General features: G+C 48.5%; 22 protein-coding genes. 10 read left to right on the plus strand and 12 right to left on the minus strand.

All coding sequences use genetic code 11. The annotated features are described in order from the left end of the window. Positions 1 to 123: 123 nt before the first annotated feature. Together KBW69_RS06560 and KBW69_RS06565 are read right to left on the minus strand one after the other, a co-directional pair. Positions 124 to 1,182 carry a hypothetical protein gene (locus tag KBW69_RS06560; RefSeq protein WP_257280351.1) on the minus strand — a complete coding sequence of 353 codons (1,059 nt, stop codon included), beginning with the start codon at positions 1,180 to 1,182 and terminating at the stop codon, positions 124 to 126. Positions 1,183 to 1,456: 274 nt separating this feature from the next. Then, the gene (locus KBW69_RS06565) at positions 1,457 to 2,098 is read right to left on the minus strand and encodes an arylesterase (RefSeq protein WP_257274789.1); all 642 of its coding nucleotides are present in this window, start codon (positions 2,096 to 2,098) and stop codon (positions 1,457 to 1,459) included. Positions 2,099 to 2,189: 91 nt separating this feature from the next. Between KBW69_RS06565 and KBW69_RS06570 the strand changes: the two genes are divergently transcribed. The 4 genes from KBW69_RS06570 (at position 2,190) to KBW69_RS06585 (ending at position 8,517) form a co-directional block, all read left to right on the plus strand. Beyond that, a complete protein-coding gene (locus KBW69_RS06570; protein ID WP_257252497.1) occupies positions 2,190 to 2,903 on the plus strand; it encodes an ABC transporter ATP-binding protein in 714 nt (237 codons plus the stop codon). After that, positions 2,900 to 5,386 (plus strand): ABC transporter permease, encoded by a 2,487-nt coding sequence (locus KBW69_RS06575; protein WP_257280352.1) that lies wholly within the window; start codon positions 2,900 to 2,902, stop codon positions 5,384 to 5,386. The genes KBW69_RS06570 and KBW69_RS06575 overlap by 4 nt, the downstream gene beginning before the upstream one ends. A 394-nt stretch (positions 5,387 to 5,780) precedes the next feature. Further along, positions 5,781 to 6,125 (plus strand): hypothetical protein, encoded by a 345-nt coding sequence (locus tag KBW69_RS06580; RefSeq protein WP_257280353.1) that lies wholly within the window; start codon positions 5,781 to 5,783, stop codon positions 6,123 to 6,125. A 253-nt stretch (positions 6,126 to 6,378) separates the two neighbouring features. Beyond that, on the plus strand, positions 6,379 to 8,517 hold the full coding sequence (locus KBW69_RS06585; RefSeq protein WP_257280354.1) for a neutral/alkaline ceramidase: 2,139 nt from the start codon (positions 6,379 to 6,381) through the stop codon (positions 8,515 to 8,517). Positions 8,518 to 8,541: 24 nt separating this feature from the next. Here the strand turns inward: KBW69_RS06585 and fliO are convergent, their stop codons facing one another. After that, positions 8,542 to 9,006, minus strand: a complete 465-nt coding sequence (gene fliO, locus KBW69_RS06590) for a flagellar biosynthetic protein FliO (protein ID WP_257274794.1) — start codon at positions 9,004 to 9,006, stop codon at positions 8,542 to 8,544. Positions 9,007 to 9,436: 430 nt separating this feature from the next. Between fliO and KBW69_RS06595 the strand changes: the two genes are divergently transcribed. Next, positions 9,437 to 9,748 (plus strand): hypothetical protein, encoded by a 312-nt coding sequence (locus KBW69_RS06595; RefSeq protein WP_257253359.1) that lies wholly within the window; start codon positions 9,437 to 9,439, stop codon positions 9,746 to 9,748. 165 nt (positions 9,749 to 9,913) lie between these two features. Further along, positions 9,914 to 12,037: a hypothetical protein gene (locus KBW69_RS06600; protein ID WP_257275307.1), complete on the plus strand. Its 2,124-nt coding sequence runs from the start codon at positions 9,914 to 9,916 to the stop codon at positions 12,035 to 12,037. Positions 12,038 to 12,102: 65 nt separating this feature from the next. Here the strand turns inward: KBW69_RS06600 and KBW69_RS06605 are convergent, their stop codons facing one another. Then, the gene (locus KBW69_RS06605) at positions 12,103 to 12,513 is read right to left on the minus strand and encodes a phnA protein (protein WP_257253163.1); all 411 of its coding nucleotides are present in this window, start codon (positions 12,511 to 12,513) and stop codon (positions 12,103 to 12,105) included. Positions 12,514 to 12,690: 177 nt separating this feature from the next. Here KBW69_RS06605 and KBW69_RS06610 point away from each other — a divergent pair, with 177 nt between their 5' ends. Then, a complete protein-coding gene (locus KBW69_RS06610; RefSeq protein WP_257253161.1) occupies positions 12,691 to 13,359 on the plus strand; it encodes an N-acetylmuramoyl-L-alanine amidase in 669 nt (222 codons plus the stop codon). 156 nt (positions 13,360 to 13,515) lie between these two features. Here KBW69_RS06610 and KBW69_RS06615 read toward each other — a convergent pair whose 3' ends face one another. From KBW69_RS06615 to KBW69_RS06625, 3 genes are all read right to left on the minus strand, one after another. Continuing rightward, entirely contained in the window at positions 13,516 to 15,075 is a 1,560-nt protein-coding gene (locus KBW69_RS06615; protein ID WP_257280355.1) for a hypothetical protein, read from the minus strand. Between the two features lie 108 nt (positions 15,076 to 15,183). Next, positions 15,184 to 15,996 carry a phytanoyl-CoA dioxygenase family protein gene (locus KBW69_RS06620; RefSeq protein WP_257280356.1) on the minus strand — a complete coding sequence of 271 codons (813 nt, stop codon included), beginning with the start codon at positions 15,994 to 15,996 and terminating at the stop codon, positions 15,184 to 15,186. 120 nt (positions 15,997 to 16,116) lie between these two features. Beyond that, positions 16,117 to 16,437 carry a hypothetical protein gene (locus KBW69_RS06625; protein WP_257280357.1) on the minus strand — a complete coding sequence of 107 codons (321 nt, stop codon included), beginning with the start codon at positions 16,435 to 16,437 and terminating at the stop codon, positions 16,117 to 16,119. A gap of 340 nt (positions 16,438 to 16,777) precedes the next feature. Between KBW69_RS06625 and KBW69_RS06630 the strand changes: the two genes are divergently transcribed. After that, positions 16,778 to 17,971 (plus strand): class I SAM-dependent rRNA methyltransferase, encoded by a 1,194-nt coding sequence (locus tag KBW69_RS06630; RefSeq protein ID WP_257280358.1) that lies wholly within the window; start codon positions 16,778 to 16,780, stop codon positions 17,969 to 17,971. Here the strand turns inward: KBW69_RS06630 and KBW69_RS06635 are convergent, their stop codons facing one another. The 3 genes from KBW69_RS06635 to KBW69_RS06645 all read right to left on the minus strand — a co-directional run bounded on the left by KBW69_RS06635 (position 17,972) and on the right by KBW69_RS06645 (position 20,649). Continuing rightward, positions 17,972 to 19,099: an aminotransferase class V-fold PLP-dependent enzyme gene (locus tag KBW69_RS06635; protein ID WP_257280359.1), complete on the minus strand. Its 1,128-nt coding sequence runs from the start codon at positions 19,097 to 19,099 to the stop codon at positions 17,972 to 17,974. After that, positions 19,089 to 19,847, minus strand: a complete 759-nt coding sequence (locus KBW69_RS06640) for a tryptophan 2,3-dioxygenase family protein (protein ID WP_257280360.1) — start codon at positions 19,845 to 19,847, stop codon at positions 19,089 to 19,091. Before KBW69_RS06640 ends, KBW69_RS06635 begins: the two co-directional genes overlap by 11 nt. 145 nt (positions 19,848 to 19,992) lie before the next feature. Next, on the minus strand, positions 19,993 to 20,649 hold the full coding sequence (locus tag KBW69_RS06645) for an HAD family hydrolase (protein WP_257280361.1): 657 nt from the start codon (positions 20,647 to 20,649) through the stop codon (positions 19,993 to 19,995). Positions 20,650 to 20,837: 188 nt separating this feature from the next. Between KBW69_RS06645 and rppH the strand changes: the two genes are divergently transcribed. Then, positions 20,838 to 21,332: an RNA pyrophosphohydrolase gene (gene rppH / locus KBW69_RS06650; protein WP_257280362.1), complete on the plus strand. Its 495-nt coding sequence runs from the start codon at positions 20,838 to 20,840 to the stop codon at positions 21,330 to 21,332. Between the two features lie 212 nt (positions 21,333 to 21,544). After that, on the plus strand, positions 21,545 to 23,818 hold the full coding sequence (ptsP, locus tag KBW69_RS06655) for a phosphoenolpyruvate--protein phosphotransferase (protein WP_257280363.1): 2,274 nt from the start codon (positions 21,545 to 21,547) through the stop codon (positions 23,816 to 23,818). A 139-nt stretch (positions 23,819 to 23,957) separates the two neighbouring features. Here the strand turns inward: ptsP and KBW69_RS06660 are convergent, their stop codons facing one another. Next, the gene (locus tag KBW69_RS06660; RefSeq protein WP_257280364.1) at positions 23,958 to 24,386 is read right to left on the minus strand and encodes a hypothetical protein; all 429 of its coding nucleotides are present in this window, start codon (positions 24,384 to 24,386) and stop codon (positions 23,958 to 23,960) included. Between the two features lie 118 nt (positions 24,387 to 24,504). After that, a complete protein-coding gene (locus KBW69_RS06665; RefSeq protein WP_257280365.1) occupies positions 24,505 to 25,335 on the minus strand; it encodes an NRDE family protein in 831 nt (276 codons plus the stop codon). Positions 25,336 to 25,582 lie beyond the last annotated feature (247 nt).

The raw sequence follows: 25,582 nt of genomic DNA on the forward strand, positions 1-25,582 counted from the left end.
CAAGCTTTTATCCCTCACAACGCAGGAGATACCCATCATGAATCAATTAACAAAGCACTTCCCGCGTCACCTGAGAACAGCGGCAAAAAATACATCCTCGGGCTGATCAAATACTGTTTGTGGTCAAAAGACCTTGTCGAAGGCAAATCCGCCAAGGGAAGGATTAAGATTAATTGAATTTTCGATATTAAACGTTGATGGTAGAGGATCTTCGTTATCGTGAAGATACGTTGGAGGGCTCAGAAAGAAGTGTAAAGATAAATGAGCATTGTGTTTGTTTTCACCGAGTGCCTTCATCATGTCTGTGAGTACGTTTTTTAAATTATCTTGATTTACTTGCACTGGCCGGGTTCCCGTGAGCAGGTGCATATCTGTAGACTCTTTATGACCGTCCATAGCAGGGTCTGGAATAATAAAGCCAAGTATCATCGGCGTAACTGTACCTGCGGCAGCCTGACTGCCCTCATCTGCTGCCACACTCTGAGTAATGAGCAGCTGTATCATATTTCCTCCCTGAATAGCCTGGAAAACTGAGGTAAGATCCATCATCAGTTGAGAATTCTGAAACTCAGCACTGAGCAGATTAGTCATTCGCATATCTGACAGGCTCGGCCATTGAGATGAGGCTATTTTCGCCGCTCTCTCATGATTAAGAGCTATTAGCTTTTCATGAATTGGCATCTTTTGTGTCTTCAGAGCGCCTGCATTGAGCTGTGCATGGTACAGTTTTTGCGACTTTTGCAACATCTTCAACTGCTTTAGTTGTTGTTCCACCATCTTCAACAACTTCTGCAGATGATGACTCTCCTCCAGCTTAACTTTCAGATGACTCACCTTCATGTTTTCATCAATCTCCATCAGATCCTGAGCAATAACCTTGGCAAGCACCTTAGTAAATGCATCGCTATCTTCCCGCACATCGCCATCAACAACCATGTCACTGACATGAATTCGAGCCATGTCATTGACGCGAATTTGAGCCATCAACTCATCATCATTTTTACCCTTCGATAACGAGATGCTATAGGATGACGGAGCTACCTTGGGAGAAGGTGTGATGGAGTTTATTGTTTCGGTGGCGTTCTTTCGAGCTGCAAAGTTTTTCAAACTTTCATTATCGGAGGATGACGGGCTGGGAGGTGGAGAAGTAAACTTCAATGAGTTACAGGTTTGGCAGAACATTTGCCCATCCTTACCGGGCTCACTCTCTTTGCCGCAATTCTTACAGGGGGTGGCTAGCACTTGCGGGCCCGTTAACAAAACAAATAAAAAAAGCCATCTTGATTGATGAATAAAATAATGACGCATAGCTCAATCCGTCCCTAATAAAAACGAATATGAGCATAGACGAAAAATTTGACCTGCCAGCCCGAAAATTTCTTCAAAGAAGGGCAGGTCCCCTCCAACCGGATGAGGCTCTAAGTCAGTGGCCGACAGATGGTTGGGCAGTTTAATTTCACTTCAGGAGTGGCTGGAGAGTAGTCCAGATATTTTTGAGCAGTTTTGGTTGTGCGCCGGCGCTTGGGTGGATGCCATCAGGCTGATTCAAATTACTGTTTCCTGCAACACCCTGAAGAAAGAAGGGTACAACAGTCAGGTTGTAGGTTTTGCCCAGTTCCTGAAAAATGTTTGTAAATTTACGGGTATAGATTGGTCCGTAATTGGGAGGAATCTGCATCTCAAACAGGACGGTTTTGACGTTATTGGCCTGGGCCATTTCAATCATTTTTTCAAGGTTCTGTTTCGTGCTCTCCAGAGAAGTGCCCCGAAGCCCGTCGTTTGCCCCCAATTCCAAGAGTATGAGCTTAGGCTTATATTTATCTAGTGTCGTTTTTAGCCGACTCAGGCCTCCCGCTGTTGTCTCGCCACTGATACTGACATTGACCACTTTCCAGTCAGGGTTGGCTTGTTGCATTTTTTGCTGTAATAAATGAACCCATCCTTGATTAATTTCAATACCATAAGCCGCACTGAGACTGTCACCATAAACCAGCAGGGTTTTCTCGGCTGCGGATGTATTCCAGCTCAGGGTGAGAGATCCGATAAACAGCCATGAGCGTATAGAAAGCCATGAGAAAAAAAGACTATTTTGTGTCATCCTCGAATATGAACGCGGGTAAAACGCACTATTTTTCACAGAAAAAAACCGCCCAATAACAATTAATTTATACATCGGCAAACAACTGCGTATGATTATTAGCACAGGATCCCCCATTGCCGTTTCGGCGCAATCTCTGATTAAAACAGTGACAGCCCGGAGTGGATCGCTCACCATCTTGTCCGGACTCGATCTCAAGATCAAGTCCGGGGAGTCTGTCGCCATCATCGGGACTTCAGGGTCCGGCAAATCTACTCTGCTGGGCATTCTTGCAGGTCTTGATCAGCCTACTCAGGGTGAGGTGGCTCTGGCTGGAAACCGGATTGATCATCTGGATGAAGACGCCAGAGCCCGGGTCAGGGCTGATCATACCGGCTTTGTTTTTCAGTCTTTCCATCTTCTGCCCAATCTGACCGCACTGGAAAACGTCATGCTACCCCTGGAACTGGCAGGAAAAGAGAGCCCCCAGACGCATGCCAGAACGTTACTTGAAAGGGTGGGATTATCTCAAAGGCTGACTCACTACCCCAGACAGTTATCCGGTGGAGAACAACAGCGGGTTGCCATTGCCAGGGCTTTTGCCGGGCAGCCAGACATTCTGTTTGCAGACGAGCCGACGGGCAATCTGGATGAAAAAACCGGGGAAAGTATCATTAACTTGCTCTTTGAAGTGAACCGGGAAAACAAAACAACCCTGGTTCTGGTGACTCACGATTTGCAGTTAGCCCGGCGCTGTCAGCGAGTCTTAAAGCTGACTCAGGGGCGTCTGGAAGAAGAGGTTGAACACTCCGGAGCAGCCAAATGAGTCGAAGTCTTATGCTCTCTTGGCGTTTTCTGGTGAGGGACTGGCGATCCGGTGAACTCTGGCTGCTGATGTTATCTCTTCTGATGGCAGTGAGCGTCAGCACCGCTATCGCGATTTTCAGCGACAGGCTACAACTTTCACTGGGTAGACAGGTAGCCGAGGTGATGGGGGCTGATCTGGTCATTAGCAGTCCCACAAAGCTGTCTGAAGAGGTGAGTCAGACGATAGCAAGCCAACCTGTTGAGCAGGCCACTGTTCTGGAGTTTCCTTCAGTAGTCATGGCTGGAGATCAGATGCAGCTGGTTTCAGCTAAAGCGGTATCCAGTAATTATCCCCTACGTGGGCAAATGAGAGCGGCTGATCAGCCTTTTGCACCGGATGAAGTGACTGAGGATACGCCTGACGAAGGGGAAGTCTGGCTGGAGCCCAGATTGTTTCCGCTCCTGGGCGTTGAAGTAGGCGACACTTTGATACTTGGGGAGTCAGAGTTCAAAGTCGCACGTGCCATCACTCTGGAAACCGATCGTGGGGGTGGTTTTTACAGTCTGTCTCCCCGCCTGATGTTCAACATAAACGATCTGGATGCTACTGGAATTATCCAGCCAGGCAGTCGGGTTCACTGGAAAACCTTGATTGCGGGCGAAGAACACCAGCTGACAGGATTCAAAAATAAGATTGAGCCCCTTTTATCCGACAGCGAAAAGCTGAATCTGGCAGAAGACGACCGTGAAGACCTGCGCAGTTCTGTTGTACTTCTAAGGCAGTTTTTGGGACTGGGCAGTATTGCTGCCATGCTTCTGGCAGGTATCGCAGTTGCCATGTCCAGTCGCCGCTTTGCCGAACGACGCTTTGATGGTATCGCTGTGATGCGGTGCATGGGAGCGCAGCAGAATCAGCTCATGCAGATTTTTATCGGAGAGCTGCTCTTGATGGCTATTCTGGTTGCACTACCCGGAGTGTTCATTGGCTGGTTGTTACAAACGGGAGTGGTCAAACTGTTGGCGGGTGTTTTACCCGTATGGCTCCCGGAGGCCGGTTCTATGCCCATGGTTCTGGGTGGTTTGACCGGAATTATTACACTGATTGGATTTGGACTGGCTCCCTTACTGAGGCTGAGGGAAGTTACGCCATTGAGGGTGCTAAGACGTGAGCTGACACCGTCTGCCGCAGGCGTTTGGTCAGTGTATGGGCTATCTCTGCTTTCCATGTTGTTGCTGCTCTGGTATCACACAGGCCAGTTTTTGATGACAGCGGGAATCATTCTTGGGGTCGGCACCGTCATATCAATAATCATGCTGGCGGTCAAAGTCGGACTAGCAAGCGTTCATCGTCGCCTTTCAGAGCAGCCCGTACCTATGGTCTGGCGGCTTGGTGTGAAACGACTGCTGCAGGAACAGGGACAAACATCTGCCCAGCTGATAGCCTTTACCCTGACGTTCATGGCTATGGCGTTGGTGCTGTTGGTAAGAACAGATTTACTGCAACGCTGGCAGCAACAATTACCTGAGAAAACCCCCAATTACTTTGCGATCAATATTCAGTCGGCAGAAGTGGAGCCCTTTCAGAACTTCCTGCAGAGCAATGATATAGAAGGAACGTCCCTTTATCCTATGGTTCGGGGTCGTCTGATTGAAATCAATGGTCAGCCGGCCAAAGAGGCTGTTTCAGAAAAGCAGAGGGATCATAACTCCCTGCATCGTGAGTTGAACATGACCTGGTCAGACCAACCTGTATCTGAAGCCGAGATAGTGGCAGGGGATTGGTGGCAACCGGGTGATACCGGTGAGATTTCCATTGAGAAGTCTATTGTCGAACACCTGGGGGTCAATCTGGGTGATGAACTGTCGTTCATGATTGCGGGGACGAAACTGACTGCCGAGGTCACCAGTATCAGGGAAGTTCAATGGGAGTCCTTCCAACCCAACTTTTATATGGTTTTGCCAGAAACTTCTCTGAAGGGGTTGCCAGCCACCTGGCTGAATAGTTTTTATCTGCCACCTGATGACCGGCTGGTTTTGAATGAACTGGTTCGACAGTTTCCAACCATCAGTCTGTTGGATATGGATGCTGTTATCAGTCAGGTTCAGATGATGCTTGAGCAGTCCGTTCTTGCGGTGGAAGCCATGCTTCTGGCGCTGCTGCTGGCGGGTTTGCTGGTACTGGCATCGGCTGTAGAAGCCAGTCTTGATACCCGACTGCGTGAGGGCGCTTTAATTCGATCTCTGGGTGGAAGCAGAAAGCAACTTGTGATCATGCAGACAGGAGAATTCTTCATTATGGGAGCATTCTCCGGCGTGATCGCCGTTTTAGGCACAGAACTCTGTAGCGTTTGGTTGAATGTTCAGGTCTTTGAGCTTTCCTGGCAGCCTGCTATCTGGCTCTGGTTTACGCTACCCATTATCAGTGCTTTGCTGATTGGCCTGTCAGGTTGGCTAGGTATCAGACGTGTGATCAGACAGCCGCCGGGTGCCGTTCTTAAGTAGCCGTCAAACCGCTTAAAAGGGTAAGTGGCCGGGCGAGGGTTATTTATTGAGGTGTTGGCTATTTTTTAACCAGCTCTTCAATGAAGCCGGATTCAAAGGCTGCTTTTCACTTATCCACAGTTCATTCAGGGGGTTGATAAGGGTTTTTGTGGAAAAGTGGATAACTTTTTTAACCAGAGATTTTTCCGGTTGTTGATGACCCCTGTTCAGAAGCTGGAAAATGGGTCGATTTTCTCTATGGGCAATTGTGATGACCATGTTACAGTGATTTTACGGGTTGCTTTCTGAAGGCTGTCTGAGTGACCCTCATCCGCAGTATTACTCAAGCCTGAAGACATTCGTAAGTCTTCTGATGAGGAGTTCTGGGTGCCCTAAAGGACCGAGGAGACACTTCATGACTGATCAGGAAGAAGCTTATCTATCCCTTTTGTGTCTGCGCAACAGCACTTTTCGAATTGCTCAGTTGTACTGGACCTATATCAGGCTTCGTTCACTAACAGGGCAGGCTCCTCCCATTCTTATCATTATGCTCAGTGTTCTCTGGGAAAAGCAGCAGGGACTCCATGACAGACTGGTAGCGGCTTACCCGGAAGATATGGCTGCTGAAAAATGGCACGGACAGGATGAAATGAATGATCGACTGGGTGATATGAGCAGGGAGACCCAGGCAGATCTTCAGAAAATTTGCCAGACAGAAATGCAGATGCTGCAACTGGTTGGCATGATGATGAAGCAATAGTGATAACGCAGAAATAATCTTTTTTCGCCAATGTGGGAAAAGATTATTTCTGTATTGCAACCCCCTTTCCTTTCTCACTGGCAACCGCTTTATAACCTTTCTGTAAAATCAGGTGTATCCTGTGGATAACTTGTTGGATAACTGTGTTTTTGCTGTTGTTTTTATGGTAGTTTTCCCCAATTGCCTGTCCTGTGAGCCTTGCTAAATCTGAGAGCCAGCTATACTCCCCTCTCCTGAATTGATAGGGGTATTTATGAACCGACTCACATTTCCTCCTGGTAGCCTCATTTTAATGCTGCTCCTTTTGACGCCCTGGGCCAGTGCTTCTTATTGGGTAGGGGTCAGTAAAGCGGATATCACCGGCCCGGCAGTGGGCAGTGGCATGATGGGTTATGCCGATAGCAGTCAGATCAGTGCCGGAATAAATGATCGTCAGTGGGCCAGAGCATTTGTGGTGAGTCAGGATGAGAAAAGTCATCGTCTTGCCATTGTGGTCATTGATGCCGGAGCTGTTTTTGCCAGTGTTTACCAAGCGGTTCTCACCCGGTTGGAACAGCAGTTTGGTTCTCTTTATAACCGTCATAACGTCATCCTGACAGCGACTCATACCCACAGTGCAGCAGCCGGTCAGTCCCATCATTTTCTATACAATATGCCTCATGGCGTATTCGATGACAGGGCTTTTGAAAAGATGGTATCGGGCATTGTTCAGGCCGTCAGGATGGCCCATGAAGACCTCGCTCCTTCTGAGATCTGGATGAAAACCGGGTTATTGGACAATGCCAGCCGCAATCGCTCTTTGTCGGCCTATGAAAATAATGTGGATGCCAGCCAAAAGGACTCTATCGACCGGATTGTTCAGCAACTCAGGTTTACCCGGGGTGGTCAACCATTAGGTGCCATCACCTGGTTTGCCACCCATGCAGTCTCCTATCCTGGCAGCAATCATTTATTAAGCAGTGACAACAAAGGCTATGCCAGCTGGGCTTTTGAACGTCATGCAAAGTACAACTGGGGAGTGGCTTCATTCATTGCAGCCTTTCCTCAATCTAACGCTGGGGATATGACGCCTAACCTGAATCTTGATGGCACCGGACCGGGTAAAACTCCGGATGAAAGTGTCAGGGAAATCGGCCAAAGACAGTTTAAAAAAGCCCTGGAACTGTTTAATGCCAGAGGCAGGAAAGTTTTTGGACCCATTGTGTCGGTGCAAAACTGGGTGGATTTTTCCAACTATGAAGTCCGGCAAGAATATTCGGGACAGCCAGAGCTGGTAAAAACCTGCAATCCAGCTATGGGGTATAGTTTTGCTGCAGGCACAGAAGATGGCCGGTCACCTTTTCTGGTGAGGTTAATACTGGGGGCTTATGAAGGCCGAAAAAATGAGCAATGGTGGATAAGAAAAATCACCGATTTTCTGACCTCTCCGTCAGAAGAAGAACTGAGATGTCAGAGACCCAAACCGGTCATGCTGTCATTGGGAAGTGAAAAAAACTTCCATTATTTCAATGATGTATTTCCCTCGGGTAACATGCATCGGGAAGTTATTAATCAGCCCTGGGTTCCCGAAGTCTTGCCTTTAATGCTGGCTCAGCTGGGGAATTTTCAGATTGCTGCATTGCCCGTTGAACCGACAGTCATGGCGGGGAGAAGGCTTCGAAAGAGGTTGTCAGAACTTTCCGGTATTCCCTTGAGACATATTGTAATCGCTGGGTATTCCAACGATTATGCCAGTTATTTGAGTACAGCAGAGGAGTTCTCTAAACAGCATTACGAGGGAGCCTCCACTTTATACGGTCCTTGGGAGCTGAGTGCCATGTTGCAGGCTTTTTCCAGTCTTTACATGCAATTGAGCAAAAAAGAGCCACCACCTGTGGATGAAGCGACACCGTTGGATTTGAGTTATCTGTACGACGATGTCCATATGGAGGATGTTCTGGAAAAATATGATGCTCTATTCGGAAAGGTGGTGACTGATAATCAGAGTAATATTCACTCAGGCCAGTCATTGAAGCTTCGTTACATTGCATCACACCCAAGATCGGGAATGGATCTTGATAGTTTTTTCTATGTGCAGAGGAAGGATGACTGTACAGGACTATGGGATACGATTGCTACAGATGACGACTGGACTACCCGGTTCAAATGGCAAGCTGGTGTTGCTACCGTCGAATGGACTCCTGATATGTACGACAAAGAAGGTTTGTATCGTATCCTCATTCGTGGTGAGTACTACAAGGCCGGGCCCAGGGGACGTCGACTGAAAAAACGTTATGAGTCTGTATCAGGCACATTCTATTACTCTGCTCATTATCCTGATACTGACACCCACTCCAGAGATTCATTCAACACTCTTCGAGGATCGGGAACCAACCGTTCTTGTGAAAAATGACATGAGCAAGAGAAGGGAAGTAGCTTATTTCGAGCTGCCACCTTTCAGCAGGTTTTTGAACTGAACAGCAAAATCCTGCTGATTTTCCTTCTTATCAGGCAGCAAGGGAGATTCGTCAAACGTATGAATCAGACTGACTTGCTGATTGGTGACTCCCAGCAGGATATCCTTTTCGCCAATTCGAATCAGACAGACTCTGGCCTGACTGGAAACCGGAATGCTGGAAACCACTTTTATCCCCTGACCTGCCGTGGGTGTGCCTATATTCAGTTTCTTCACGATCCAGGCCAGGGCAAAAATCAGCACAATGACAAAAAACAAAGGCGCAATGACCTGGGTGAGACTGAGGTCGGCAGGCCTGTCTACCGTTTCTTCTGCAAGAGCAAAGGCTGAAAAGCCGGACAGTAAAAGCAGACTGAGTCCGTGAGGATATTGTTTAAATCCCGGGTACGAACAAAGACTTTTCAGATAAAAAAATAGGCTTTTCACGCAGCCTCCTGCTTGCGCTGGGACGGTCCAAACACCTTTCATTAATTCTTATCATATTCAAGGCAAAGCGTGAAAAGCAAATTCCCGGAGGCTAGCAGCCTGTCGGACTTAAGGCTGTCCTACTGCGGTTGCAATAAATTGGTCTAAAAATTCCTGCTTCTTCGTCAAATAGCTCGCTATTCTCCTCAGAAGCAGAAATTTTTATCCTCAATTTCTTGCAATCCTCGCTACGGACGCTTAAGTCCGACAGGCTGCTAGTCTACCAATCCATAATATTCATCAGCATTCTGGTGAGCTTAAACAATAGCAAAAACTCAACGATATAAACTGGAGTGATCATCGTCTTAGACACTTCATTTGGCAGATGCCGTTAGCATGACTGTCTACACTCAGGCTCAGGCCGACATCGCTGATGGTAGAGAGGTTACCGATGAACAAAACCGACATTGTCAAAGAGAAGCTCCAGAATTCCATTTATACTCTTGGCGAGGCTATCCGAAGCAGGGATTGGACAACGCTGGAAGTTTTGGATTCTGAAGCACGTCAGGCGATCGAAGAAGCGCTGGAAAGTGGCTCTGCTCCCTCGGAAGAGGTGAAGGATCTGCTCGAAGAACTCCAGACGCTCTATCAGGGAATGATATCAGCCTGCCAGCTTGAACGAGATCGTGTACAGGAACAGTTGACGGTCAGTAAACGTCGCCAGCAAGCGATTGAGAACTATCAGAAAAGTAACAAACGTTGAGGTTGCCCGGTTCTGGATTTTGCAGACATTCATTCGAAGAGCTGCGGAATCATGGTGTTAATAAATCAGAACCAGAGTATTTCGAAGCCCACTTTCTTGGGGTGATCTATCCTTCTTGTCTGTGAACCAGAATGCCAGGATAGAATTATTCAATACCTACTCCTTATGGCGCCGCTGTTTTTGGTACTCGGGTTGTCTGTCGTCTGTCAGGCTGAACCGTGGACAGGATGTTTTGCTGTCGGGGCTGAACCAAATGCAGGATTTTCGCATCAGAGCTTTTCTATCAAAGGTGTCCGACATTCACCGCAGGGTAACCCGTCAGATATTGCCGACACAAATGGCTATACAGGACCAACCAGGCCGCCTGATGACAAACCACACAGACTTGGCGGCTATGGGATAAAAGCGACCATCATTGAGTCGATTTCGTGGCAGTTACTTTATGCCACTGACCTGCAGGTGGCTCACAAACTGATACTGACCATCAAAGACGCCCCCCTGAATTCCAATCCTTATTCATGGTTATCTGTAGAAGTGCTTGTCGCTGTCGGTTGGCTTTTAAAAAGCTATTGGAACTCCGGGTTACTGATGTCTAACCCGATTGAACAACAAAAGGTGAGTCAGGACCATTCGTTAGACACTATTACAATGATGTTTGGCTCTGGACACAACCAGCGACCACATCAACCATCAACATCATCGGGACAGCGAGCTCCACAAGCTGCTAATCTCCCCGGAGGCTTTATCTCCAGCCTCATGTATTCTGACTCAGGCGGTAGTGGAGGAGGTTCTCAACAACACTCACATACTTTGGGTTTAAATTGTTTCGTTCACCCTTGTCGTGGTGTTTGTAGTTTCCGACCATTCTCTGATAATGGAAGCCCCGATAATTGGCTGCTGAATTCGGCAGAAACTTCGATGGGCTTCAACGGAGCAAACCCCGGACAGAGCTCATGCCCTCATTTGGCTAATAAACACAGCATTAGTCGCATAGACGATTTTGATCCTTTTGAAGCGACGCATTTCGAACAAAACGAAATACTGGATGATCTTTCTGGTATTCAACTCTCGTTGATTTCTAATCAACTGCTTGATTTGGCGTATGAGTTTGACTGCAACCCTGCCAACAATGCCTGCGCTTTGGATGAGGTTGCCTTAGACAGGGACACCTCAGACTCAATGCGTGCGGGGGGCACCTATCCAACTGACGTTGCCGGGCCGCTTAATGGTCTTGTGCTAATGAACGACGGATTGCGTTTTACAGCGAATGAGTTTGGGGTCATTAATGGGTTAGTCGATCCAACTGAACTTTGCCAGGAAGCTGGGTTTTCCCTTGCGCTTGACTCTTCAGAAACACCACAGACAATCACTGAATTATCCCAGTCAGGTCAGAGCCAACCCCATCTTTCCCGGACAGACGAAGCACAAGCCAGGAACAACAGCGGGCAAAAAATCTGTCACGTGATCTTGGTTGGAGAGGGTGGCCAAGAGCGACTATGTGGGAGAGTTTGCAAGAATGCTCGGGCTCTGTCATCTCACAAAAAAAGAAGTCATCCAAGGCAACATAGCTGTGATGTCAGAGTGGTCGGGGAGGATGGTCAGCCGCGGCCATGCGGGAAAGTCTGCAAGAATGCTCGTGCCCTGATGGATCACAATAGAAATAATCATAAAGGGCCAGAAACCTGTAACATGACTGTGGTCGGGGAGTATGGTCAGCAGCGAGCATGCAAGAAGATCTGCAAGAATGCTCAAACCATGGCGAACCACAAAAAAATGGTGCATGGCAGGCAACAAACCTGTTACGTGACCGTGGTCGGAGAGGATGGCCGACAGCGCCCATGCGGGATGGTTTGCAAGAATGCTCCTTGTCTGGCGTCTCACAAAATAAGAGCCCACAGCGGGCAACAAATCTGTGACAGGATCGTGGTTGGGGAGGATGGTTTGGTGTGGCCATGTGGTAGGATCTGCAAGAGTGCCGGATCCTTGGCGGATCACAAAAGAAGAGAGCACAGCGGGCAACAAATCTGTGACCGGATCGTGGTCGGCAAAGATGGCCAGCAGCGCCCGTGCGCGAAGGTTTGTAGGAGTTCTAAAGTTCTGTCAGATCACAGAAGAAAAGACCACAGTGGGCGACAAACCTGCTACGTGACCGTTGTCGGATTGGACGGCCAACAGCGGCCGTGCGGAGCAGTCTGCAAGAATGCCAGAGCTCTGACGGAACACAAGGGTAAGCATCGAAAACGCAAATTTGTTGGCATGAACCGGGACGTTGATCTCAAGTCTCAATAAACACTTCACTGTTAGAAACAATGTGACCAGGACTTTATCGGCCATCAGGCAGAGTGAAGCAGGGCTCACTCAATCTTCTGAGCCCAGCTTTCTGTTTCAGGTTCAAGGAAGACGTGTTCGAGGATTTCAGCAGCCCAGGGGTATTGCCCTGAGATTTGGCGAAGGACTCTGACGGACATCACCTGGGCGGCCGGAACTTGGCTCCAGACGCTTTTGCCCAGACAGCGCCAGTGGTCAACGTTCATTTTTGCGGGTTTCCTTTCAAAAAGGCTGAGTTGCTCACCGCAAATGTCACAGGTCATCAGGCAGTGCTCAAAATCGGGCTCTTCAGGAACAGGAGCTACTTCCCAGATGTTAAGCGGAACACCGGCTGCTTCACAAAGCTCACACTTTGAACTGGCCCTGCGGGCAAGATCCTTGCCAAGCAAGTTCAGTGCAGCCTGTCGTTCCTGATGTTTCAGTAAGCCTTTGGCCATATTCTTTCTCCCAAATGAGCTAATGATACAGGGAATTGAAAAGCTGACTATGGCGCAAATGAAGCTCAAAGTTCCTTGATCGGGTGATAAATACCTTAAAATACGCCCTTGATCTCTGACTGGATGGCTGGTTACGCTATCAGTTCAATGGATCCCAGACTTTTTACAGGCAAATCAATGGCTTTAAGTTTCATTTCACATCCCAGCCCCAACTTTGACGCCCGGGAAATTCCTGTAGAATTTCTGGTCCTGCACTACACGGCTGTGGACCTTCAGGGTACGCTGGACATGATTTCGAGTCCAGGTTGTGGGGTTTCAGCTCACCTGGTGATTGATCTGGACGGGACCGTCTATGAGCTGGTCAGTTGCCTGAATGGAACTGCTCACAGAGCCTGGCATGCTGGTATCAGTCGTTGGCAGGAAAAAGAAGCGCTCAACGATTTTGCTATTGGAATAGAGTTGGTTAACTACAACGGGAATGTTTTCCCTTTCACCGATGCACAATATTCAGCTCTGAAAGATGTGATTCGCCTGTTGCAGGAGCACTACCCCAGCCTGGGTGATCCACAACGGATTATTGGCCATGAACACATAGCTGGTTTCAGGGGAAAAGCCGATCCGGGTTGTCATTTTGACTGGGATCGTCTTTTTACAGAGAGTTTTCCTGATCAACCTCGGCCCGTTCGGGAATCTGTTTGCCCAAAGGAGCTTCAGGCTTCTCTGGAGAAGTTCCAGTCGCTGGAACCTGCTGATAGAGAACAGCGAACACTTTTCTGGAAAAGGGTTAACGAGTTAACAGAAACCTCGGTCAGGCTGATTCAGGAGGGAGTCAGATCTCATTCATGATCTCAATAATCGTTGCTCGACGTACTATTTCTGAAAAGAATATGTCATTTTGAGATGCTGACAAATTCTATGGAAATACTCCATGCCCCTGTGTACGAAGTTTTTTAAGTGCGTTGTCACCCTCCTTCTACAAGCTCGGGACGAGCCAAGTGTGTTTTATAGAGCCAGCAATATAGCCAGAGTGGTTATAACACCTAAACCCGTAGTCATTCTGGTTGCATCCGACGGTGAACTGGGGCTCGCGCTCTTAGCGGACATCGTGTTGCTACCAAAAGCCACATTGTTAACAAAAGCAGAGGACGTAGCGACTGTGGGGCAGACTCCTGATTCAAAGAAGAAACGACCTTCGAAGTTGGTCAGTCCACCACAGGCCGTGGCAGAGGAGTTAATGGCTGTCCAGGTGTTCAGTATCTGACTGATGTTATAGGGAACGGTTGTTGGCATGGTTGTTGGCATGAAAACGGTTGAGTTTACCGATGGCGTGACAACGGTTGAATTTGGCGTTGGCATTTCAACGGTCGAAGTCATCGGCCTTTCGCACTCACCTCCCAACGGTAATGGATCAGCCGCTTTCAGGCTGAAGTGTTCTTGAAGTTGTTGCCACGGACTAACGGCCTGCAGGTGGTTACAGGCCAGGGCCAGTTTAAGAGGGGCGCTGACGTTTATAGCGGCCGCTGTTCTCGCGGTTACCCGGATGTGATTGCCTGCCAGGTCAAACTGAGGAGGCTCTGCATTGCCATCGGTATGACCTATAAGCGTGAAGCCTCCCAGCCGTGGCGATCGTTGGGCACGGGCGTCGCGAAGTGTGTTAGTACTGCCATGATTGGCAATGTCTACTGTATTTCTGAAAATATCCAGGCGAGTTCCGGACCCAAGAGTAAATTCACCCGCTTCTGCCATTCTGCCCAGGAATGTATTACCAGTAACAGCGATTCTGTGTGACTGGTTCCTGATAGCAGGAAGATTTACAGACACCCCATCTTCGGGCATGTAGTTCAGGTACCAGTTCTTGATGATGTGACCTTTGATCGTGTTATTGGCAAATTGGAGGCCAGGGCCAGGGCGGCTGCCATCGGCGTCTGCATCCAGAGATTGTTTGCAGTCAAGATGAACGGCGGATCGGACAGGAATATGAAATACATTGTCTTTTATAATCAGTCTCCGGTTATAACATTCTGCGAAAACAACAGTGTTAGTTCTGGGTTCATCAGGGCGTCCAAATGGCCAGAAAGTAATGTGTCTTATATTGCTGTCTCTTGTTTCTCTATACCGGAAATTTTTAGTGGTTCCTACCTTGATTACAGAGTTGCCCCCTAAATGGGAACCGATGACGATTTCAAAACCATCATCAGCGGCTCCAATAATGTCCTGACCATCCTTCAAAACGATTTGATAGTTTGTAACGTATATAGCCTGTTTTTTACCTGCATGGACAGAGTTGGATGAGAGCAATACCACGGTGTTTTGAGGAGCCTGGCGGATCAACTTAGCTAAATCCTTTTTCGGGTTAGCACTGAGAACAAGACACTGTTTTCCGCGAAAAAGCTCTCTATACTGGTTTAGCCGTCTCTGAACCCCTGACGTTTGTCCTGTGAGAGAGTCGCACGATACTGTCATAGAGGCAGGTTGAGTCGCCGCCTGAGCCTCTGAAGTCAGAGTGTGCAACAAGAATATCTGGGCGACTAACAGGACGAAACAAAGCTGCAGGCTAGTCATGTTAAGGTTTCCGTAGAAAAAGTGGATAGGAAGCCTAGACGCTGCATTGATACTTAGCCAATGATTTGAATGTTCGCTTTTAAGAGACTCTCGGCAGGGCCGGGACGGTCAGGTGTATTCCTCCAACCCCAACAGTTTTTTGCCCAGTTCAGTGAGCCGGGCAGGCTCTCCTGGTTCAGGGTCTTGTTGATGGTTTAAGCCCCGCCACTTTTTTGGTGCTCTTTTTTCCTGCCAGAGTTCTATGCGTTCCTCAGCCGTCTCTTCCAAGCCTGCCGGAAACATAGAAATATAGACTGCCAGCCTGGGCTTGTCCGAAATATTCAGCATGCCAGAATGAGGGAGTCCTGAGTCCCAGATAATCAGTGAACCTGCCTCGCCTTCTATAGGTTCGATCGGATGTTCACTCAGCTCCTCTTCAGAAAACCAGAGACTTTCGCGGTGTTTAAGAACCTCATCTTTTTTGAAAAGGCTGGGCACGCAGCAGAATGCTCCCTGATTTTTTCTGGTCTCGGTTAGATAGAGAATGCCCTGCAAGCGCAACGATGTTAGTTTTTCAGCCGGAAAGTCGAGATGGATATGACTTTTTAGCTGGTCCGTTTCGGGATCAAGAGAAGGGGGCTTGAAGGACAGTCTATCCATTCGAACCCAGAGTTTTTCGGTGCCAAGGAGTTGTGTGAAAAGGGCGTGAATATTAGGGTGCTGTCTTATATTCCAGAGGCTCTGGTGCTGGTGAACGGGCACAAGGCCGTTGTAACCCAGATCTTTTTCGTACCAGCTTTGGGGGTTGCAGAGATCAATATCGAGAAATTGTGTGATTAAATCGATGGCGTCATCACACAGGGACTGGGGAACAGCATCAGGAATGACCGTATAGCCGTCCTTGCTGAGTTGGCGCCTGTTTTCCTTTGACAGAGTCAACATGCTTACGCCTCACTGATTCAGTTCAGGTATTCTTTATTAGAATAAACAGCACTGAGCTTAACAAACAACCCTGAGCTGAATAAAAAGCCTGAGCTGAATGAACAGTCTTTGGGTCTCTTATCAGTGAATTGTTTCGTTGGCTTCTCTTTCTTCCAGGTCTTCCAGCAGCGATTCGAGAACGACCTTAAGAGTATCCGTCTCTTTGTTGAGTTCGTAATGGCGAACCATGGCGACCAGAGCCTGTGCCATCGGATAGATACGAAGGAAGCTTTTCAGGTCCTGTGGCTGAACAGCCTGACCGGAGTGCTCGACAAAGTGGTTGGCACCGGAGGCTGATCCTTTATTGGCGGATTCTACCAGAGACTTAATCTGCTCAAGATCTTCCAGATCATTAAATCCCAGAAGCATTTCAGCCAGGCTCTCTTGAAGACGTGCTCTCATAGTCATTACTCCCAGAGGAGTCCGTCGGACGACATCTGCCCCGTCAGACTCCAGGCAACCAGTTAATAAGTTGCAGAGTAAAGATTGATCAACTTGTAACCCATTCGTATGTCTGTCGATTTTTTGCGACTTACCAGCGTGTTTGTTCGCTTTTTCGTTGGTATTTCAGGGAAAAACACTTATCAGTAGCCTCTTTTCTTCAGTTTAAGAAAAGCATTGATAGGCCATCCACTAACAATTGTCGGCAAAGAGTGACAAACATCCCGGCATGACCGAAACGCTCTGAACCCTTATAATGCGCTCTTTCCTTTTTCCCTCTTGCCGCTCTGGTAGTCACTCCATGACGTTACAAACTCTCCGCCTCAAGAACCGGGCTGATCGTAGATTGAAAGCTGGTCATCTCTGGATCTACAGCAACGAAGTCGATACTCAGACTTCTCCCCTGAGAAACTTCGAAACGGGAGAACTGATCAGTATCGAAAGTGCTGAAGGCAAAGTCTTGGGTACGGGCTATATCAACCCAAACAGTCTGATCTGTGCCCGCTTGGTCAGCCGAGACAGCAAATATGTTCTTGATCGTTCACTGCTGGTGCATCGTATTCAGGTGGCGTTGAGTCTGAGGGAGAGAGTGTTCGATAAACCCTTCTACCGTCTGGTCTTTGGCGACAGTGATGGTTTACCGGGACTGGTGGTTGATCGTTTTGGTGATCATGTTGTTGCCCAGATGTCCACCGCTGGTATGGAAGCGGTCAGGGACGACATTGTTGATGCTCTGGTCAAGGTGCTCAAGCCCTCAGGTATTCTTTTGAAAAATGACGGGACCGGTCGACAGCTGGAAAAGCTGCCTGAGTATGTAGAAGTGGCTTATGGCGAAATGCCGGAAAAAGTCGAACTGGAAGAGAATGGTGTCATGTTCAGGGCGCCCGTCATGAAAGGTCAGAAAACGGGCTGGTTCTTCGATCATCGTTTAAACCGTGGACGTTTGCGTCACTACGTCAATGCTAAGAAAGTATTGGATGTTTTCAGTTATGTCGGAGGCTGGGGCGTTCAATGTGCGGCTTTTGGTGCCAGCCAGGTCACCTGTGTGGATGCTTCTGAACAAGCGTTAGACCTGGTCCATGAAAATGCCGGGCTTAATGGTCTTGCCGATCGTGTTGAGTCTATCCATGGCGATGCTTTCACGACTCTGAGAACTCTGAGGGATGAAAGTGAGAAGTTCGACGTCGTGATTGTTGATCCACCGGCCTTTATCAAGAAACGCAAGGATACCAAAGCGGGTGAACAGGCCTATCGCCGTATTAATGAATTGGCCATGAGGTTGCTGGAAAAGGATGGCATTTTGGTGTCCTGTTCCTGTTCCATGCATCTTCAAAAAGATTCACTGTTTGATGCTCTGAGAGCGGGCAGCCGCCATATTGATCGTAATTTGCAAATCATCGAGCAAGGCCACCAGGGCCCCGATCACCCTGTTCTGCCTGCCATACCGGAGACAGAGTACATCAAGGCGATCATTGCCCGGGTGACCCGAGTCTGATTAGCATTTCAGCCGGTTAATCACTGCAACCAGTTGGTCTGCGTCTTCCTCCGTATTGTAGATGTGAGGTGAAAAACGCAGGCCTTCGGATCTTTGATCGCAGAATATGTCAGCACCATGCATGGCTTTCATCGCTTTCTGGTTATCTGTAAATGAGATGGCCAGGGTGCCTCCTCGACGATTTCCCTGCAATGGAGAGCGAATCTCTCCTTGATTAATCCGAGCGATCATGCGATCAATCAGCTTCTGATTATGTTGGAAAATCCTTTCGGTACCGATATGACTCAGAGTTCGGATACTCTCTGCAGAGACGGTAAAAGGCATTATGGAAGGAGTTCCTCCGGTAAATCGTCTCGCGTCATCCGCATAGTTAAAGTGATGAATATCAAACGCCATGGGGTCCTGGTGAGAAAACCAGCCGAGATCCATAGGCCTGCATTGTTCGATGATGTCATCACTGGCCCAGAGATAACCACTGCCAGGTCCACCACACAGCCATTTAACACTGGAACCGATCACGAAGTCGGCCTGCCAGAGTTTGAGGTCAATGGGAACAACTCCGGCTGACTGGGCGATATCTACGACTGAAATAATCGACTTCCTTTTGGTCAGTTCTGTGATGTCAGACACAGGCAGGCGCAGGCTGTCATTGGACTGAACATGAGTGATAAAAGCCAGCCAGACATCGTCGGACAGCATTTCATCCCAACGGTTCAGGTCTGTGAGGTCAGCTTCATGGGGTACGAAGCGGGGCCTGAGTCCGAAACGATCACACAGGGTCTGGATCACAAATCCCATAGAAGGAAAGTCTCGCTCTGACAGTAAAACATGACTGTCAGAAGGTGCCGATGGCAGCGAACCTACTATTTTTGTCAGTGCACTTGAGAGGTTGGTCTGTGGGCAAAACTGCCGGGTTTTACCGTTCAGCAGAATGGCCAGAGCAGAATTGAATCGGGTCAGGTTATCGAGCCATTGTCCCCAAGCGTTACTGCCCTGCTGTTTCCAGGGTTCCAGGAAGTGACTCTGCAAAGCGGCGCTGGCGGTGATGGGCAGACAGCCAACCGAATGGTTCAGAAGATAGACACCCCGCTCCGGTCGATGGAAAAGCTTTTGAATATCAGTTGTCATGAGCAGCTTTTTTCTGGTTGCCCAAGTTGTCTCTTTTTACACCGTATTCTCCGCCCCAGGCATCGGTCATTGCGCCACGGATATCCCAGAGTTCGGGGAAGAAGCGGTGTTGAATGCCCTTTTGCAAAAGCTCTACAGAGCGGCCTTTTAAAGACTTGGCTCCCATGCCGATGGTTCTGTAGATCAGCTTAAGGTGATGAATACGGAAAGCCTGAAACTGTTCATCAAATTCGGTGAGGGCTTCTGCCACAACATAGGCTTCGCAGTGAGTGTATTGTGAGTTATAGATCTTTTCCAGCGTCAGCCCTTTCTGGTTGAGGTAATGTTTTTTATAACTCTCCCAGAGGAAGGGGGGCATTTTCAGCAGGGTTCTGAATCCGGGGGATTCCTGCCCGCTACCATTGCCCAGTTGCAGCCTGATTTCCTGATATTCTTTTGGCGACATGCTTTCCAGCAGATGCAGCTGGCTGGTCATCATGTCCAGTGTTTTGTTGACTCTCTGGAACAGGGTGATGACTCGGCGAGTATGGGTTTCCTGAAGGTAATCATCGATGTCCAGTAGTGTGTAACCGATCAGTTTCATCCAGAGTTCTTCGACCTGGTGAACGACCTGAAACATCAGTTCATCTTTATTACAAAGATCAGCCATGGGCTTCTGAGCTTTAAGAATTTGTGGAGTGTTGAGATAAACTTCGTAGTCCAGTTTACCTTCACCTTCCATCAATGCGTAGAAGTGGGATCTGTCCATGGTTTCTCCGCTTTTTTTAATCATTGTGAGCAGGTGGCCGGGTATGGTGCATCTGCTCTGGAGGTATCAGCAGTGAAGAGGACAAGTTGCTGATACCTCTTAAATAAAGCATAGAAACGGACAGTTCTTAAAGAATAAATCCGGTTTATCTGAGACTGATGACTGGCCATCCTTTCTCAGCAGCAACTGCGGTCAGTTCAGGGTCAGAATCAACAGCGAAAGGGTGATCCACCTGGCCCAGCAGGGGCAGGTCATTTTTTGAATCACTATAGAAACAGCTGCCTGTCAGAGAATATTCCGGGTTTTCCTGTAGCCATTGCTTAAGACGGATCACCTTTCCTTCCTGAAAAGTCGGTGTGCCGACCACTTTTCCTGTGTAGCGGTTATCTTCAATCTCAAGCTCTATGGCCAGTAAAGTGTCGACATCAAAGGCTTTGGCAATAGGCTCGGTAACAAATCGGCTGGTGGCGGTTATGATCATCAGGTGATCCCCCTGGTCCCGGTGTTTTTTCAGAAGGTTCGCAGCTTTTTCCAGCATAATGGGACGAATGATCCGCTCCATGAATTGGTCATGCCAGACTTTAAGTTCGTCCAGAGTGTAATGGGTTAGTGGCTCAAGACAGAAGTCAAGGTATTCACTAAGAACCAACGTACCCGCTTCATACTGACGGTAGAAATGATCATTGCCATCATGAAAGCGGGCAGCGTCCACTATGCCTTCATTGGCCATGAACTGTCCCCATAGATAGTCACTGTCACCGGCTATCAGGGTGTTATCAAGATCAAAAATTGCCAGAGCCACAAATACTCCTGCCAGACTGCACTGCTGAAAAACGAGGGGTGATTGTACTACGAAAATCTCCCCAGTGGCTGTTCATGATCTTTTCAGGAAAGCAAAAGTGGCATCCTGATTGCGCAGATCCTGATTGCTGTTTTACAGCGCTTTATGAAACAATGCAAAGTAATAGATAGTTTAAGGTAGTCGCTTAAGTGATTGATACAGATGGATTCAGGCCTAATGTGGGCATAATCCTCGCTAATCATCACGGGCAGGTTCTTTGGGCCAGGCGAATCAGACAGGAAGCATGGCAGTTTCCCCAGGGGGGTATAAATGATGATGAAAGCCCTGAGGAAGCCATGTATCGCGAGCTGTATGAAGAGATTGGGCTTCAGCCGGAAGACGTAGAAGTTCTGGCGTGCACTCGTGGCTGGCTGCGTTATCGCCTGCCCAGAAGACTGGTTCGTCGAGACCAGCATCCGCTTTGTATTGGGCAAAAACAGAAATGGTTTCTGCTCAAGCTGCTGAGCAGTGATGACGAGGTTAGTGTGGATCATACAGGATCACCCGAGTTTGATGGCTGGCGATGGGTCAGCTATTGGTATCCCCTGGGACAGGTCGTTTCATTCAAAAGGGAGGTTTATCGCCGTGCTTTGCGCGAGCTGGCTCCCCGAATAGGACACCTGCAAGCGAATAAAGAGTCATGACTTTTGACACTGAGACGATGTTCAATACTGGCATCAGCTTCAAAGGCTCAGACAATATTCAATCAAGTGCTATCCTTGCACTTGCGTGATGGAAGCCTGTTTCTGACAGTCACGACATGGAAAACCGTTTTAAAGTAAACAACAGAATCGGGCGTCTGTTATTTTGAGATAGCAGACTCAGGAGACTGATAAGTAGACTGGACTAAGTCACCATGCTGAACACCCTGCGTTCGATTGTACAGGAAGTCGGTGCCGCCTCGAATTTGCAGGCTGCGCTGGATATCATTGTGCAGCGGGTTCGTGAGGCCATTAGTACTGAAGTCTGCTCTGTCTATCTCTACGACGCTGAAAAGGCTATCTATACATTGATGGCGACAGAAGGCCTCAATAAAAAGGCTGTCGGTGTCGCCCGTTTATCCCAATCCGAAGGTCTTGTGGGTCAGGTGGGTCTTAGAGAGGAGCCCATCAACCTGAAAACAGCTTCTTCCCACCCTAAATACCGTTACATCAAGGAAACCGGTGAAGAAAAGTTTCATGCTTTTCTTGGGGTTCCCATCATTCATCATCGGATGATCCTGGGTGTACTGGTGGTTCAGCAAAAAGAACAACGCCGTTTTGACGAGCATGAAGAAGCTTTCCTGGTCACCATGTCTGCCCAGCTAGCAGGTGTTATTGCCCATGCTGAGGCCACTGGTTCCCTGCATGTTACAGTCAATACTCAGAAAACAGCTCGCTTTCAGGGGACGCCCGGCGCAACCGGTGTTTCTATTGGTGAAGCCGTTGTCGTTTCTCCGGTCGCTGATTTAGGGGCTGTTCCTGATCGAACCTGCCACGACATCAAGAAAGAGCTGGAGTCTTTGGATCTGGCTCTGGAATCGGTCCGTTCGGAAATGAAGGCCACCGCCGAAAAGCTCTCTGGCCATCTGCCGGCAGAAGAGCAGGCGTTATTTGATGTCTATCTTCGGATGCTGGACGACAATGCACTGGGGTTGGAAATCAGAAACCGGGTGAAACAGGGTAACTGGGCACCGGGAGCACTCAGGCAGGTTATAAACGAGCACGTCCGTAATTTTGAAATGATGGACGACGCTTACATGCGTGAGCGTGCTGTTGATGTCAAAGACTTGGGTCGTCGGGTTCTTGCCAGTATTCAGCAACACGATCATGAGTGCATAACCTACCCTGATCAAACCATTCTGATCAGTGAAGAACTGACAGCCAGTATGCTGGCAGATGTTCCCCGGGATAAGTTGGCGGGTCTTGTCTCTATACAGGGCTCAAGCAATTCCCACGCGGCCATACTGGCCAGGGCTCTGGGTATTCCTACAGTGATGGGGGCCGTTGATTTGCCCTATCACAAGATGTCCGGCAAGCAGCTGATTGTTGATGGTAACCTTGGGTTGGTTTATGCCTCACCTTCCAGGGAACTGCTGGAACATTATCAGGCCGTTGTTGAAGAAGAAAAAGAATTCAGTAAAGGGCTGGAAACGATCAGCGATCTGCCCTGTGTCACTCTGGACAACCACCGGTTACCACTGTGGGTCAATACCGGCCTTATGACTGATACGGTTCGTTCCCTGGATCGGGGCGCGGAAGGTGTCGGTCTTTATCGTACCGAAGTTCCTTTTATGCTCAAGGAACGATTCCCCAGCGAAGCAGAACAGGAAAAAATCTATCGCCAGCAGCTTGAAGCCTTTGCACCCAGACCGGTCACCATGCGTACGCTGGATGTGGGTGGGGACAAGGCGCTGTCCTATTTTCCCATTGAAGAAGACAACCCCTTTTTAGGGTGGCGTGGTATCAGGGTAACCCTGGATCATCCGGAAATATTTCTGGTTCAAATCCGGGCGATGCTCAAAGCCAGTGTTGGACTGGATAATCTTCGAATCATGCTGCCAATGGTAACCAGTGTCTTTGAAGTAGAAGACGCACAGCATCTTATCCATAGGGCTCACGGCGAAGTGTCAGCCGAAGGCTTGCCGGTCGTGATGCCTCCGGTCGGAGTCATGATTGAGGTTCCTGCTGCCGTCTATCAGGTTCGTGAACTGGCCCAGAGTGTGGACTTCATGTCGATCGGTTCCAATGACCTCACGCAATATCTTCTGGCGGTGGATCGTAATAATCCCAGGGTGGCTGATTTATATCATTCTTTTCATCCGGCGGTTTTGCAGGCGCTTCGAAAAGTGGTCGAAGATTGTCATAAAGAAGGCCGAACCGTCGGTATTTGTGGTGAAATGGCCGGTGACCCCGTAGCTTCCGTTCTACTTCTGGCTATGGGGTTTGACATGCTGTCCATGAGTGCCACCAACTTGCTTAAGGTGAAGTGGGCGCTCAGGAAAATCACTCTGGAAAGAGCCAGAGAGATTCTGGAGGATGTGATGACGCTGGACAATTCTCATCTGATCCGGAGCACTCTGGAGTTGGCCCTCTGTCGGGAGGGGCTCGGTAAAGTGATGGGCATCAAGAGTAAACGCTTTTCCAGCTAGAACGGGTCAAACCCATTGAAGCTACGCACTCAAGCTCAGAAAACAAAACCTGATTGTCTGGCTATGCCTACCGCTCCGACAAACCTTCCATGGTCTGACTCGCTGACAGACCCCGCATGCGGGTGACAGCTCGGCTGCACTAGGATTTCTTTTCAGAAGTGTCTGCTTTGATACCATAAACAACTACATTGGATGAGTGATCGAGGGGAGCCTCAATATAAAGTACAATTTTTTTAATAGAGCGGCCATGGTCAGGAATCGGGAAGCCCCGGGTTTCCAGTCCCGGTAGCATAAGCTTCTGGACACTCAGGTCTATCACTTGTCCATCACTCATATGTACCTTGGCAGAACGGATTTTCAAACTACCCTGAGTGATATGAAATTTCACAGTTTTGTAGGGAATGTCCCCGTTGTCAGAAGAGATTTTGATGGTTGCCGTGTCTTGAGAAGGGATGATATGTTTCTCGCCTATTTGATGCCAACCATCGGCCTGCAGGGTCATCGAGAAGAACAGCATCAGTGCGGCCAGCAGGGACTTATAAAGTCGGATAGGGGCTTGTAATCTCATCTTATACTCCTTACTTCTCACTACGAATTAACTGCGGATACGACACTTTGCGGAAGCTGCTGAAAGCAATGTTCCAGATCTTCTGAAAGGAATAGAGACAAACCATGTGTTATGAAAGTTAGCTGTTTTTGGCTGCTTTGTGGTCATTTTTTAGGTTGACCGATCTCGCGGCGGGTTGCCATGATACTGGAAATGCCATTGAGAGCTGGCGTTTTTTCCCGGTTTGTCCATGAGGCAGATAGATTTGCTCAGTCCAGCTGAGAGAACCCTGCCTGTCGAGAATCAGAACACTGGTGTTTCGTGTTCCATATTGTTCGCTGGCTATAAAACAGCTGGATAAAAACTTTTCCTGCTCCTGACTCACACCGGTATTGGGTAGTTGGTCATCGGGTGCTTTTGAGTCATCGTGCATCATAGAAATCAGTGCTTCAGGCTCGGGTTTCCGGTGATGTTCAACATGCTGAGCCAATCCCTGCTTTACTTTTTCCAGCTTGGGCCAGGGGCTGTTCAAGAGGTGGTTGCTTAGGGCGTGGAAGCCGGGCTTTAATGAAACAACACTGCCCATTCGATTGGAATAGTAGTACAGACCGCTGGAATCGCCGACCAGCAGGTTAAAGCCAGAGTAATGATCGGCTTTATGATGAATCTTGTTCAGGTATTCTTTGGGTGATAGGTTACTATTTAAAAAATTACTCACCAGATGACCACGGGACAGAGCTCCCGGTTGAAGGGGCCATTCCCGATAGTTGGTGATGGCGGCTATTCTGCCTCTGCAACTCAGAGCCAGCCAGCTGCCTCCGGCTTCTAAATCCCGGCCACCAAAAATCTCCGGATTGTCCTCCCAAAAGTGAACGGTTTTTGCTGGCCGCTCATAGAATTCATCGCGGTTGGCGACCAGAATCAGCGGGTACTCGGTATCCGGTTGCCAGGACAGGGTAATCAGACACATAGATTGAGATCATCTCTTGTTTTTATCAACAGGGTTGAGATTGTACAAACAGCAGCGAGCCAGGGTATCGTTTGGTAAAGCCAATAAACGGCACTTGGTTAACAACTGGCAACATTTTCTTAAGTAAATTTCGCTTAATCTGATCTGAACGCTGGTGAAAATTCGCTTCTTGAGAGGCGGGTCTGACCAGTATTAGGCTTTAGCCTTGCTGTTTGCGACTAAAATAGCATAATGCCATGCAGCGAGA

The sequence above is a fragment of the Endozoicomonas sp. ISHI1 genome (assembly GCF_024606225.1).
Classification (GTDB): domain Bacteria; phylum Pseudomonadota; class Gammaproteobacteria; order Pseudomonadales; family Endozoicomonadaceae; genus Endozoicomonas_A.

Coding starts and splice junctions, on each gene's coding strand:
- KBW69_RS06640 (WP_257280360.1), bottom strand. CDS start 19,847: ATGGACAGATCCCACTTCTACGCATTGATGGAAGGTGAAGGTAAACTG.
- KBW69_RS06595 (WP_257253359.1), top strand. CDS start 9,437: ATGAACAAAACCGACATTGTCAAAGAGAAGCTCCAGAATTCCATTTAT.
- KBW69_RS06560 (WP_257280351.1), bottom strand. CDS start 1,182: ATGTTCTGCCAAACCTGTAACTCATTGAAGTTTACTTCTCCACCTCCC.
- KBW69_RS06660 (WP_257280364.1), bottom strand. CDS start 24,386: ATGAGATTACAAGCCCCTATCCGACTTTATAAGTCCCTGCTGGCCGCA.
- KBW69_RS06625 (WP_257280357.1), bottom strand. CDS start 16,437: ATGAGAGCACGTCTTCAAGAGAGCCTGGCTGAAATGCTTCTGGGATTT.
- ptsP (WP_257280363.1), top strand. CDS start 21,545: ATGCTGAACACCCTGCGTTCGATTGTACAGGAAGTCGGTGCCGCCTCG.
- KBW69_RS06580 (WP_257280353.1), top strand. CDS start 5,781: ATGACTGATCAGGAAGAAGCTTATCTATCCCTTTTGTGTCTGCGCAAC.
- KBW69_RS06570 (WP_257252497.1), top strand. CDS start 2,190: ATGATTATTAGCACAGGATCCCCCATTGCCGTTTCGGCGCAATCTCTG.
- KBW69_RS06585 (WP_257280354.1), top strand. CDS start 6,379: ATGAACCGACTCACATTTCCTCCTGGTAGCCTCATTTTAATGCTGCTC.
- KBW69_RS06605 (WP_257253163.1), bottom strand. CDS start 12,513: ATGGCCAAAGGCTTACTGAAACATCAGGAACGACAGGCTGCACTGAAC.
- KBW69_RS06600 (WP_257275307.1), top strand. CDS start 9,914: ATGGCGCCGCTGTTTTTGGTACTCGGGTTGTCTGTCGTCTGTCAGGCT.
- KBW69_RS06665 (WP_257280365.1), bottom strand. CDS start 25,335: ATGTGTCTGATTACCCTGTCCTGGCAACCGGATACCGAGTACCCGCTG.
- KBW69_RS06615 (WP_257280355.1), bottom strand. CDS start 15,075: ATGACTAGCCTGCAGCTTTGTTTCGTCCTGTTAGTCGCCCAGATATTC.
- KBW69_RS06630 (WP_257280358.1), top strand. CDS start 16,778: ATGACGTTACAAACTCTCCGCCTCAAGAACCGGGCTGATCGTAGATTG.
- KBW69_RS06620 (WP_257280356.1), bottom strand. CDS start 15,996: ATGTTGACTCTGTCAAAGGAAAACAGGCGCCAACTCAGCAAGGACGGC.
- KBW69_RS06635 (WP_257280359.1), bottom strand. CDS start 19,099: ATGACAACTGATATTCAAAAGCTTTTCCATCGACCGGAGCGGGGTGTC.
- KBW69_RS06575 (WP_257280352.1), top strand. CDS start 2,900: ATGAGTCGAAGTCTTATGCTCTCTTGGCGTTTTCTGGTGAGGGACTGG.
- KBW69_RS06610 (WP_257253161.1), top strand. CDS start 12,691: ATGGCTTTAAGTTTCATTTCACATCCCAGCCCCAACTTTGACGCCCGG.
- KBW69_RS06565 (WP_257274789.1), bottom strand. CDS start 2,098: ATGACACAAAATAGTCTTTTTTTCTCATGGCTTTCTATACGCTCATGG.